General features: G+C 64.6%; 10 protein-coding genes. 5 read left to right on the forward strand and 5 right to left on the reverse strand.

Annotated elements, in window-relative coordinates:
• The first annotated feature begins 298 nt into the window (after positions 1-298).
• Positions 299-4,096, forward strand: coding sequence for an SIR2 family protein (locus tag IAG41_RS22630; protein ID WP_187730969.1), 3,798 nt, complete (start codon positions 299-301; stop codon positions 4,094-4,096).
• A gap of 148 nt (positions 4,097-4,244) precedes the next feature.
• Here IAG41_RS22630 and IAG41_RS22635 read toward each other — a convergent pair whose 3' ends face one another.
• Positions 4,245-5,066, reverse strand: coding sequence for an RES family NAD+ phosphorylase (locus tag IAG41_RS22635; RefSeq protein ID WP_187730970.1), 822 nt, complete (start codon positions 5,064-5,066; stop codon positions 4,245-4,247).
• Between the two features lie 74 nt (positions 5,067-5,140).
• Between IAG41_RS22635 and IAG41_RS22640 the strand changes: the two genes are divergently transcribed.
• Positions 5,141-5,875, forward strand: a complete 735-nt coding sequence (locus IAG41_RS22640) for a hypothetical protein (RefSeq protein WP_187730971.1) — start codon at positions 5,141-5,143, stop codon at positions 5,873-5,875.
• A 261-nt stretch (positions 5,876-6,136) separates the two neighbouring features.
• Here IAG41_RS22640 and IAG41_RS22645 read toward each other — a convergent pair whose 3' ends face one another.
• Both IAG41_RS22645 and traA read right to left on the reverse strand, forming a co-directional pair.
• On the reverse strand, positions 6,137-6,592 hold the full coding sequence (locus tag IAG41_RS22645) for a hypothetical protein (protein WP_222950847.1): 456 nt from the start codon (positions 6,590-6,592) through the stop codon (positions 6,137-6,139).
• Between the two features lie 9 nt (positions 6,593-6,601).
• The gene (gene traA, locus IAG41_RS22650; RefSeq protein WP_187730973.1) at positions 6,602-9,418 is read right to left on the reverse strand and encodes a Ti-type conjugative transfer relaxase TraA; all 2,817 of its coding nucleotides are present in this window, start codon (positions 9,416-9,418) and stop codon (positions 6,602-6,604) included.
• Between the two features lie 172 nt (positions 9,419-9,590).
• Between traA and IAG41_RS22655 the strand changes: the two genes are divergently transcribed.
• From IAG41_RS22655 to IAG41_RS22665, 3 genes are read left to right on the forward strand one after another with little or no spacing between them, the layout of a single operon-like run.
• Positions 9,591-9,914, forward strand: coding sequence for a conjugal transfer protein TraD (locus IAG41_RS22655; RefSeq protein ID WP_187730978.1), 324 nt, complete (start codon positions 9,591-9,593; stop codon positions 9,912-9,914).
• Positions 9,915-9,933: 19 nt separating this feature from the next.
• Positions 9,934-10,152 (forward strand): conjugal transfer protein TraD, encoded by a 219-nt coding sequence (locus IAG41_RS22660; protein WP_316251214.1) that lies wholly within the window; start codon positions 9,934-9,936, stop codon positions 10,150-10,152.
• Between the two features lie 13 nt (positions 10,153-10,165).
• Positions 10,166-10,327: a hypothetical protein gene (locus tag IAG41_RS22665; protein WP_187730975.1), complete on the forward strand. Its 162-nt coding sequence runs from the start codon at positions 10,166-10,168 to the stop codon at positions 10,325-10,327.
• 526 nt (positions 10,328-10,853) lie between these two features.
• On the opposite strand, the gene IAG41_RS22670 is transcribed toward IAG41_RS22665, so the two are convergent.
• The gene (locus tag IAG41_RS22670) at positions 10,854-11,756 is read right to left on the reverse strand and encodes a HEPN domain-containing protein (RefSeq protein WP_187730976.1); all 903 of its coding nucleotides are present in this window, start codon (positions 11,754-11,756) and stop codon (positions 10,854-10,856) included.
• A 72-nt stretch (positions 11,757-11,828) separates the two neighbouring features.
• A partial coding sequence (locus tag IAG41_RS22675) for a zincin-like metallopeptidase domain-containing protein (protein WP_187730977.1) occupies positions 11,829-12,138 on the reverse strand: 310 nt, incomplete at its 5' end.

The following is a 12,138-nucleotide window of genomic DNA, read 5'->3' on the forward strand; positions in this document are numbered from 1 at the left end:
ACTCCGGCCGTTCAAGTTGGATACGGCACATGACCGCTATTGGGCCGCTTCCAGACAGGCAGCTTTTGGACGAGATAATCGCGAAGCAGACATTCGAGGTAGGGCTTTCCGCTTAGGCCGGGAGGGTCTGGCGTGGGCCTATTACGGTCGGCGTTTATCCAGTGACCTAACGCAAATGCCGACATCGTTTAGTAGGAGCTAATGGCCTGCTCCCAATAGACCGTATCGGCAGCACCGGAATCGAAATTTCAAAACGCCGGACTTCCCGCGCCACGCGTTCGACGCCTAGTATGCTTCGATGAGGTTTATCGCCGACGGTCCGGAACTACCCGACGAACTGCTGACCGCCCGTGACGCGGGACATGTCCTGTTCTTCTGCGGAGCGGGCGTCTCGCAAGCTGAGGCACACCTGCCGAACTTTCCCAGCCTCGCTGGCCGGGTGCTCTCCTCTCTGGGCTCCGCCCTCGACAGCCCGGCCAGACGACTGTTCTCGGCGAGCCTGGACTTCGAGAAGGCGACCGGCCTGACCGGCGTCGTCGCCACCGACCGGATCTTCGGTCTGCTAGAGCAGGAGTTCTACCCCGAAGAGGTGCGCCAGGCTGTGGCCAAGGCGCTGGTCCCTCCTCAGGGGCACGGGCTCGGCGCCCATCGCACCCTGCTCGACCTGTCACGCGATCCGGCGGGCGTAGTCAGGCTGATCACCACCAACTTCGACCGGCTGTTCGAGGACTGCGACCCCGGGCTCGGCTCGTTCAATCCGCCGCATCTGCCCGATCCTCGGCGCCCGACGGACTTCAGGGGCGTCATCCACATCCATGGCCGCGTAGATGCCGAGTATAGCCGCGCCTGCGACGACGAGTTCGTTCTTTCGAGCGCCGACTTCGGCCGGGCGTATCTCGCGGATGGCTGGGCAACCCGCTACATCCAGACGCTGCTGCAGCGCTTCAAGATCGTGTTCGTCGGGTATTCGGCGGACGATCCGCCGGTCCAGTATCTTCTCGAGGCGCTCAGCCGGGAGGAGGACAGGCCAAACGACCTCTACGCCTTCCAGTCAGGCAGCGTCGACCAGGCCGCCGCGCAATGGAAGCACAAGGGCGTGCAGCCCATCCCATACGACAGCGCCAACGGCCACTTCGCGCTCTGGGAGACCTTGCGGGCATGGGCGGATCGAGCGCGCGACGTGGACGCCTGGCACGAGAGCGTCATCGCCATGGCGGCTGCCGGCCCTGGCGCCCTCCAGCCCCACGATCGGGGGATCGTCGCCCACCTCGCGGCGACGCGTGACGGCGCCCGGCGGCTGGCGCACAAAGGAACGCCTCTTCCGGCGGAATGGCTCTGCGTCTTCGATCCGAAGAGGCGCTACGCGCCTCCCGGCCCACGCGACCCTCACGTGGAGGGAAGCGAGCGCGTCGATCCGTTCGACTCACTAGGTCTCGACTCGGATCGACCACCACCGCCGACCGATCCCGACGACCGGTTCTCCAGCCGCGAGGCTCCAGCGGACGCTTGGGATCTGCTTGCCGCCACCGAAGCCGATCACGAGCGGCTGGCGCCGGACGCGACGGGTCGGCTGCGTGGTGCGGATGCCGGCCGGCCGTCGAAGATGCCGACCCGCCTGTGGCATCTGGGAGCATATCTGGTCCGCGTCGCCCACCAGCCGGCCGCAATCTGGTGGGCGGCGCACCAGCACGGTCTGCATCCCGACGTCGTGTCGCATCTCGAATGGTCACTGCGCCAGCAGCAGGATCGCTTTCCGGCGACCATCCGAGAGGCATGGCGCCTGCTCATCGCCGCGTGGCGCACCGACCCGCCAGACCCCAATCGCCAGCGCTACGAGATCGAGGCGGTCGTCGCCCAGTCGGGCTGGTCGACGGCGACGGTCAGGTCGACGATCGACATGTATCGTCCGCTGCTGACCGTCGAGCCGCCGATCCTCACGCGACTACCTCCGGGCAAAGAGGAAGCGACGATCGAGAACGTCCTTCGGCCGGACGTGAAGTATCCGCGACCGCACGAGCCGCTCGTCATTCCAGCGGAGCATCTCGGCTATGCGCTCCAGCTCCTTCGAGCCCAGATCGAGCACGCCATCGTCCTCGAAAGAGAGATCGGCGGACATGACCGGATATACTTCGACACCACGCGGGCGGACGATGGAGAACAGCCTGACGAGGACGGTTTCCAACTGACCGGCCTCCTCGCGACGTTTGTAAACATGATGGTCCGCCTGGCAGAGGCCGACCGCGCGGCGGCGAGGGAGGAGTTCGGCCGCTGGCCGGCCGGTTCGAATCCGGTCTTCGAACGCCTCCGGATCTGGGCGGCGGGCCAGCCCGCGATCCTCGATCCGGACGAGGCCGCCGAGGTGTTTCTGTCTCTCGACGACGAGGCGTTCTGGACCGATCTGCAGGAACGGGACCTGCTGTATGCACTCCGCGACAGATGGACGGACTTGGACGCGAAGAGTCGACAGGATCTCGAGTGCCGTCTGCTGACAGGCTCATTCCCCTGGCCCGAGCCCCGCGACGATCTCGCCAGGATCAAGGCCCACTACCGGCTTAACCGCCTTCAATGGCTGAGCGCTCAAGGGGTGAAGTTCGGCTTCGATCTGGAAGCCGAGATGACCAACCTGCGCAAGGACAATACTGATTGGGAGATCAGGTTCGCGGATCGCACGGCGCAGCCGAACGTCGGCAAGGTCCGCAGCATTCCGACCGACACCGATCCCACTCCGCTGGAGGGGCTACCGGTCGGAGAGGTGCTGGCCGCAGTGCGCGAAGCCTCAGGCCGCGACTTCGAGACCTTCATCGACCACCGGCCCTTCTCCGGGCTGGCCGAAAGGCGTCCCGCATTCGCGCTGGCGGTGCTGACCGACGCCGCACGCAAAGGTGAGTTTCCCGCGCGGGAATGGGCCGCTCTCCTTCATGAAACCGCGAAGTGCGAACCCAACCAACGCCTACTGACCGCCATCGCGGTGCGGCTCGCCAAGCTCGGGACAGAGAAGGTCGCGGAGCTGCGGCATCCCATCAGCGAGTGGATCCGCGACCGCGCCACCTGGCTGCTGACCAACCTTCCCGACGTGTTCCAGGCAGTGTGGGACTTGCTCGTAGCCGCGTTGGCGGCCCACCCGCCGAAGGACCGGTTCAGACGGGCGGACGCCGGATGGGTCGATGACGGTCTCAACCAGCCAGCCGGCCGCATGGTCGACGCCCTCTTCAAGGATCCGTCGAAGGTAGACTTCAATTCAGACAAGGGTCTGCCCACCGAGTGGAAGACCCGGCTCGATCAGCTCCTTACGCTACCCGGCGACGCGCGTCGGCACGCGATCGCCATGACCGCGCCGCACTCGAACTGGCTCTACTTCATCGACCCGGACTGGACCGAAAGCCGATTGCTGGTGGTCGCTGACGGAGACGATGCCGACGCCCAAGCCTTCTGGGGAGGGTATTTCTGGGCGGCCCGGACGCCGCAGCTCCCGCTCTACACTCGCCTCAAGCCTGCCTTCATCGCGCTGGCGAGATCGGGTGCGAAGCGCCGGGACCACGCCAACAAGCTCGCCGGGATGCTGCTCGCAGGCTGGGCCGGCAGCGACGACCCCGCCGAAGAGGACGCGCTCATCCCCGACGTGGAACTGCGCGAGGTGCTGATTCACGGCGACGACGAACTGCGGACCCAGATGCTGTGGTATCTGCAGCGGTGGTCGAACGAGCCCGACTCGAAATGGGGCGACCGGATCCTTCCCTTCCTCGAACGCGTGTGGCCACGGCAGAGGTCGGTCCGGACGCCGCAGACGTCCGGCCGGCTGGTCGACATGGCATTGGCCATGCCGGATAGGTTCGTCGAGATCGTCAATGCGATCCTCCCGCTCCTCGATGCGGTCGCGGGATCGTCGGTGCGGATGGGCCACTTCATCGACCTGGAAGAAGGGATCGCCTCCCAGCATCCGCGCGAGCTGCTCGACCTCTTGTGGAAGGTCCTTCCCGAAGATGCATGGCTCTGGCCACACGAGACACGCCGAACGCTCGACGCGCTCAAGGCGCAAGAACTCGTCCGGGATGATACCAGGCTGGCCGAGCTCTCCCGGCGCGAGCAGAACAGGTAGCTATCCCAGCACCACGAGACGCCCGTCGCGGCCGATCTCCAACGGAAACACGGCTGTAAGCGGATCACCGGGCAGCTCGACGTCGCAATGATCTCCGAAATCGGCGATGGCGCCAGCGCCACGGTGTTTCTCGCCGGTACGCGGCCGCCTAGTCGCGGGCCTTGGACCAAGCGTTTCCGTTCTGCTTGGCCTCGACCTTGATGGACTCCACTCGGTAAGGCGCGCAGGCGACGATCTCGACGGCGTCGGGATCGAAGATTGCTATGTTGAATCCGCGCTTCTCTCCGTCGCCGAAGTGGCTCTTGTAGCCGATCGCGTCGTATCCCGCGCTCCGGAACAGCTCGGCCAGTATCTGGGTCGGCGCGTAGTCGGCGCGGTCGTCGGTCGACGTGACTGGTTCCGAAAAGGCGTTGTCGATGTCGATCCAGACCGCCTCCTCCTTTTCTGCCGCCGTCAGATCCGGGCCGCCCATAACATGCCGGAACACTGGTCCGGCGAACGAGGTCCTGCCGTGGCCCTTCGTGAGGTCGAGCGTCCGAATAGGCCTCAGCAGCCGGCACCAGGCAAGCGAAACGTCCGCGCCGATCCAGGGCCTCACCTCCGATATTGCCGTCTCGACGGTGGTGCCCGCGTAGAGCGCAGGTATGCCGGTAGGGTTCGCTCGTCCCTCACGGGCGCGATCTGTGAGGGGTTTCATCCGCTTGGCTCCGAATCCGACGATCTCCTCGCCCGTCCAGTTGCCGTCCTCGTCCTTCTGGTCGAGGAAATCGACGCCGAGCTGCGCGCGGTAGAAGGTCCGCCCCGCCTTGAAGTGCACGTCCCGGTCGTGGATCGTGGCGAGCACCGTCTCCAAAAAGGCCCTTTCCTCGTCGCCCCAGACGTAGCGGCCGGTGAACTGGATGTGCCGCGCGAAGCGCGAGAAGCTGTCCCACCGCGCGAACTCCGCAGCCCTATTCTCGCGGTCCGCCATGCCCATCTCCCGATCCTCGCGTCGTGCCAGCGCCTTGTATTTGAAGTGCGCCCGCCCGCTCCTAAATTCGAGCGATGACCGCTCCGGACCCGACCTACAATCTCTCCGCCTTTGCCGATCGCCTCTTCGCCGAGAAGCGGCTCCTCCCGCTCGCGAACCAGATCCGGCGCGCGCGGGATCTCCACTCCCTGTCGACCGATCTCGTGATGGCGATGGAGAGCATCGATGCGCTGGAGGCGGAGCTGACCGTTCCGGCCGATCCCGACGACCACCGCAAACTTATCACCGAATCCGCGCTGCTAAACAACGCGCTCGTGCTCTACGTCCGTGCGACCAAGACCGAGTCGAAGGAGCGCGGCGGCTTCGACCTTCGCGCCCGCTTCGGCGACGAGGAGAAGGTCGTCCACAAGGAGCTGAGCGATCTGCGCGACAGCGCTATCGCCCATTTCGGCTCCGGCGGAAGCTACGGCGGCGAATGGCAGGGCGAGCTCGTCATCCTCCAATTCAGCGGGGCGGAAGCGAAGGTCGGCGTGGTGACCAGGCGGCAAACTGTGGATCGAAACCTCGTCCGGCGCGCCCGTCAGCAGATCGAGACCGCGTTGAACCTGATGCGTGCGGTCTACTACGAGAAGCTGGCCGAGATCACTGCTTCGATCGAGGCGGAGGCCGCCGCCGACGCGGAGTTCTCGGAAGAGATTCACCGTCACCCGCTCAATCTGGACCTCTTCATGAAGTCGGCCGACGCTGCCGACGCCGCACGCGGATCTTTCGGCTCGGGCTACGCGATGGGCAGCGTGAGCCACCGCTAGCCCCTGCGTCCGGGTCAGGCGACCTCGGCCGCGCCGTCGGCATCGGCAACGCCGACCTGCTCGCCTCGTCGAGGGCTGACCAAGCGATCGCCATAGATGCGCGGTGGAGACATCTCCGCCGCGCATCGCCGTTATATGTAGGCTGCCAACGAACTTCTCGGATGTCCGCTTCCGGGTTGCGCCAAGTCAGCGAGCTATGACCGGAATTAGGGCGCTAAGCAGACCTTCTGCTCTTTCGTTCCAATCACTCGAAAGCCAAGATCACCCAGTGATCAGGTGCACAAGCAGACTCCATAGAATGACCGCAGCAACCGCACTGGCGGCGCAGCACCAGATCAGTCGTCGCGTTCGCCCTTCGACCGATTGCCCGCGTTCGACGATCCCATCGATCCGACCGATCGAGCGGGTGATCGCGTCACGCGCTTCATCGAGCTTGCGCGCGTCCTCGGCTCTGGCCTGGGCGCCCGATGCAGCCACCTGCTTGGTCAGTTCGACCGGCGTCAGCGCTATCGCCGGTGCCTTCTCGATCCGGGCAAGGATGCCAAGCACGGCCGTCATGCGACCGGCCATTTCGGCGAGCGTCGGCGTGTAGTCGGGCACGCGCTCACGCACGGCAGTGAGGCCTTCGAGGGCATGGCGCAGCAAGCTAATCTCGGCGCGGAAATCCTCAAATGCACGGGCGGTTTCGCTGGGCGAATGATCTGGTTCGTGTGTCATGCGCACGGCTTAAATGCTGATTCCGCGACCACGCGAGAGGCCGAGATAGTTCTGGAGATCGTGAGACAAAGAACTTCCTCCGCTACCGCCGATTCCGAGCTCCTTGATGCGATTCTTGAGCAGCGACTCGAGCTGAGGGTCGCGCTGCAGGCCCTTCGCCATCCCCGTCATTGCGGTGCGAACCTCGTCGCCGCGCCAACGCTCCCCGCCCTTATCGAACGCGGAAGCGCGCCTGGCATGGCGGTTCCAGTCCGCCACAAACCTGTCCGCCCGCGCGACGCGATCATCATGGAGTTCCGTCTCCAGCGCCATCGCGCGCAGCACTTGCGCCGTTCTTCCCTGCGCCGCGTCGTCGACCAGCTTGGGGTCGGAGCGAAACGCCGCTTGGAGATCACGTGCTGCGTCGGGGCGAAGCGCGTTCAGATCCTTCGCCGCGGCGTCCAGGGCGACGCGCTGGTGCGGCAGTTCAGCGCTACCTCCGGCGCGCAGCCGCATGATGTCGGCAACGGCGCGGCCCACGCGCTCCAGCGCGCGATCGAGCTGCGACGGTGTCGCTTCGGAGACCATCGGCAACCCTAGCCCGGCTAAGACATCACGCCGCGGCGGACGGGCCGCGACTCCGGTCGGACGGCCCCGCTGCAGATACTCCGACGCCATGTCCTTGCCGCGCTCGCGCGAAAGCACGCGTGCTAGCTTGCCCTCATCGGCAAAGTCGTCGCGGCCATAGTGGAGCTCCACGCTGTCTCGGTGCCGCGACAGTGCGACATACGCTGCATGCCGATCGAGGCCGGGCGTCGCCAGCACATGCGCGCGATCGACCGTCATGCCCTGCGCCTTGTGGATCGTGGCGGCGTAGCCGTGATCGATCTGGTCATAGTCCGTGAGATCGAACGCAATCGATCGGCCGTCGTCGAGCAGCACCACCATGCGAACCTGGTTGACGCTCTCGACCCTGCCCAGCGACCCGTTCTTCACCCCGAGGCTGCGCTCATTCTTGAGGAAAAGGATCCGGTCGCCGGATGCGAAGCGCCGCTCGCCCCGCTCGGCTTGGACCGCGACATCCTCGCCCAGGTCCCGACTCTCCCGCATGCGTTGACGGGCCAGCGCGTTGAGCGCCTGCACCTCCTCATTGGTATGCGTCAGGATGATGCAGCTAGATTTCAGTGAGGCCTGACGATCGCGGTCCCAGCGATCGACAAGTTCGGCGCGAGCCTGGCCGCGGGTCTCGGCCGCATGCACCGCACCATGCTCGGAATAGGCTTCGAGGGCTTGCGGCGTGCGCTCGGTCGCCAGCCAGCGGGTGGCATCGCGCATCCAGTCGGCGCGCTGCCGCCGCACATGGGTCAGCTCATAGGCGCCATGCCGTTCAGCAATCGACCTGAATGCCGCGCCGGCCTCGATCGCTTGCAGCTGCTCGGGATCGCCGACCAGCACGACCTTGGCGCCGCGCTTCTCGGCCTCGGCAATCACCCGCTCCATCTGGCGCGTACCGATCATGCCCGCTTCGTCGATCACGAGTACATCGCGCTCGGTCAGCAGATCGCGACCTTGCGACCATTGATGCTCGAGGCTGGCGATCGTCCGCGACGCGATACCCGATCCGGCTTCCAGATTTTCCGCGGCGATGCCGGACAGGGCAAGCCCGTGCACCTCAAATCCGGCCCGGCTCCATGCGTCGCGCGCAATGCCCAACATGGCCGATTTCCCGGTGCCGGCATAACCTGTGATAGCCGTCAGGTCGGCCCCGCGAACTACATGTTCGAGCGCGGCCCTCTGAGCCCCCTCTAGAGTCAAGCTGTGCTTCTCGGCGGACGCGATTGATTGCCCGATCGCGGCCGCCGGGACCGCATGATGCCGGCGCATCGCCAGGCGGTCAGCAGCACGTTCCAACCGTCGCTCGCACGCAAGCATGTCGCGCGAGGTGAAGCGATCCTGCCCGCGCCCGTCTTTGCCCAGCGCGATCAATTCAGGCGCGGCCCTGACTGTCGCCATCACCCGATCGAACTGATCCTTTCCGTCGCTATGCCGATGCACGAACATCGCAAGCTCACGCGTCGTAAACGTCGCCTGGGTGCGCGTGATCGCGTCCAACGCCAGCGCCGGGTTCGCCAATAGCTTCTCGCCATTGGCGCGCGCGATCGCGTGATGCTCTTCGAGCCGCTCGGATTGCAACCCCCGTTCGGCCATCCGCGCGGCGACCGCACCGATCTTGTGCTGTGGCTCCAAGTCGATTCCTTGCGCCTCCAGGGACCGGTGATCGATCCGTGCATCGATATCCAATTCGGCCAGCCGCGTGTTGACGTGCTCCGCCCAGGCTTCGCGCCATTTCTCCAGAAGATCGGTTCGGTTCCAGTCGCGGACCTTCGCACCGAAACCGCCCTCGCCGACGTCGCGCGTGGTCAGCATCACATGCGCGTGCGGCTTGGGCTCGCCATCGGCGCCGACATCCCAGTGCACGTTGAGATCGGCGATCATCCCGCACGCCACGAACTCTTGGGCGACGAAGTCGCGCGCGAGCCGAATGCCCTCCGCCTGGTTCAGCTCGCGGGGAAGCGCGAACTCGATCTCGCGCGCAAGCTGCGCATCCTTGCGGATCTCCGCCGCCTCAACTTCGTTCCAAAGTCGCTCCCGGTCGGCAAGCGTATCCGGTGCCCCGGCCGGGAGCACGATCTCGGAATGGACGACGCCGGCCTTGTTCGAAAAGTCGTGATAGCGATCGAGCCGCTGGTCGTGCAGCCGTGACGCCGAACGATAGGCGGCAGCCGCCAGCGCAGACGAGCCGTTGGCGCGCGAAATCATCTTTGCCGAGAAATGGTAGATCGCCATTGCGGCAATCCACTTACACCCTAAAGCGCACGTCGGCACGACGTATAAGCGCGCCCTCGAAAGAATTCATCTTTCCCGGGACTGCGTAATCCCATGAGATTTCAGGGCGTTGTCGCTGATCGAAGACAGCGATAACTGGTTCGTCCTCGCCGTACAACAAGAGGACGAACCGATGCGCAGACCCCGCGATTTCGACGCCGAGCTGAAGGCGCTGACCGACAAGGCCAGGCGCCTGAAGGATCAGAAACTCCACCAGCTCGGCGAGTTGGTGACCGCCACTGGAGCCGACGCATTTCCGCCCGAACAACTCGCGGGCGTCCTCCTCGCCGCGGTCGAGGCGAGCGACAATTCGACAAAGGAGGGCTGGCGCAAGCGGGGCGCGGCGTTCTTTCAAAGCAGGGCACGCAAGAATGCCGGAACTGATCCGCAAGAATCTGGCAGAGATCCGGCGCGCGACGGCGGCGCGATACCGCCTGGAAGCAAAGATCGCGCGTGACGACAAGCGAGCCTGGGTGGTGAAGCGTCGCGAGCGCACGCGCCAGCTGATCGAGCTGGGCGGTCTTGTCGCCAAAGCTGGCCTGATCGACCTGGCCGATGATGACCGCGCCGTCATCTTCGGCCTCTTGGTCGAGGCGGCGGCGAGACTGCGGGGTGATGACCGCGAGCATGCCCTGGCATTGTGGCGCCGACGCGGGCGGCGGGCTTTCGAGGTTGCCGGTGGCGCTCCGGCATGAGCATAGCCGACTAATGAACGATCAGATGAAAACCGCGATCGTGGAATTTGTCGCCCGAATGCCGGATTGGATACGTCGCGATCTCGCATCGAAGGACCAGCCCGCTCGCACGCGCGCTGAAGAGGCATTGGCGGCAATGATAGTGAATGCTGTCGATCAAACCGGGGCCGACTAGGCAGTGAACCCAAAAACGCGAGTGGCTGCTAACGCCCATTTGCGGACATGAGCGTCGGTGCTACAACCGATTGGGTTGGGAGGTGAGGCATGGCTTCAAAAGTGCTGAAAGCAGCCAGAACTCTCCTTGCGACGTCGCTCGCGATATGGGGAGTGACTTTCGCCTTCGGGGCGCTAGGTGTGCTGCGTCCCGATCTTGGGCTAGTGGCCGGAATCTACAGTTCTTTCGTCGTGGGCGTTAGCGCAGTAGCCTGTATCGCCATCCAAATGAGCGGACGATTCCATTCCCTCCGCCGCCGTTCATCAAAGGCCTCGGAAGGCGGCTAGCCACCCACAGTTGGCCGTTCGTGATTTATGAGTTTGCCGCCTACCGCGATTACGCACGGGCTGCGACAAATTGCGACACATTCATCGCAGCCTGACAAATCGCTGCGACAGCCGGCGCTCATATTTTGGTTTCACGGCGAGGGTACGTCCCCTTCTCTCGCCGTCAGACCCCCCCAGAATCCCCGAATAGCGGCGCCCGATCATTCGGGCGTCGCTAATCGCGCGTCGCAGACCGCGCGTACAAGATCGCGCAGAACCGCGACGCGCTCGCCGAGCCACGCGAGTTCCTCGGCAGTGATTTTGTAATGGGGCGAGTAGCGCGCGTTCACATAGGCCTGCCGGAGAAGCTCGAACCGCCTCCGGCTGTCTTTGTCGTCACGTGGCCATGCTTCGATCAGCGACGGCGCAATGTCCTCCGCGCGCGAACGCAGGAAGTTCAGCTTGTGTGATTTAGGGCTGTAAAGCGTCAGCACGAGTAACGTGCAGTGGTAAAGTTGCTCTACCGTCTGATGGAGATCGAAAGCGGCCTGCTTTGAATAGCCCCGTTCAATCGCAGTGTGCGCCAAATCGAAGCGCCTCATTGCATTCGGAAACCACTCGTCGAAGTATCCCTGAGCCTCCGTTCGCGCCTCCTCAGGCGGCAAGTTCTGCGGGGCGGTAAACGGGAATCCTTCCGCCTCGTACAAGGCGATCCCCTGCTTCAGGATATCGACAAAGAACGGCCGCCCGCGCTCGAGCTGTTTGTTCACGTCGGTGAGCGTGTGGACGATGAAATTGACCGGCGCGCTCAGCGTCTGCGCGATCGTCACCTCGCGCATGAGCCGGTCGTCGGCCGCACCCCAATATTCGGTGACGTCGGTCAGCCGCTCGTCGTTCACGACGACGAGAATGTCATAGTCGGACGTGTAGCCACCGATCGGATCATCGACCCAGTCGCCTCGGGCATGGGAGCCGAACAGCACCAGCTTGAGGATCCGCGCCGACTTCTTCTTCGGGTCCGTCGTGCGCGCGGTGATCTCTGCGAACTCCTCGAACAGGATGCGCACGACATGGGCGAGCTCGCGCTGCTTGGCTTGCGGCAGATGATCGAGATCGTTTCGCATGGGATCCATAACCTGTGGCAGGCGCGGACCGGATGGCAAGGCCAATCCGATCCGCAGCTTATGCGCAAAGTCTCATTGCCGGCGTTGATGTTGTTCGGCGAGCGCAAGGCCGAGCAGATAGTCGGCCGCCTTGCTGGCAGCACTTGCCGCGCGGAAGATCGCCTTCTCGTCCTCGCGCAGCACCGCCAGCCATGCGCCGACATAGTCGGCATGCCGCACGGTCGGACGGATCGATAGCGATGCGCAGGTAAAGGCGCTCGCCATTTCAGCCACCAGCTCCTCGCGCGCATAGTCCGGGCTGCCGAAGCTCCCGCGCTGGTCGCGATTGAGCCGAGTGCGATGGCCGGTCCAATGCCCGTTATGCCGATATCGGCATAATGGC

It is taken from the genome of Sphingomonas sp. JC676, from assembly GCF_014489075.1.
In the GTDB taxonomy this organism is placed as follows: Bacteria; Pseudomonadota; Alphaproteobacteria; order Sphingomonadales; family Sphingomonadaceae; genus Sphingomonas.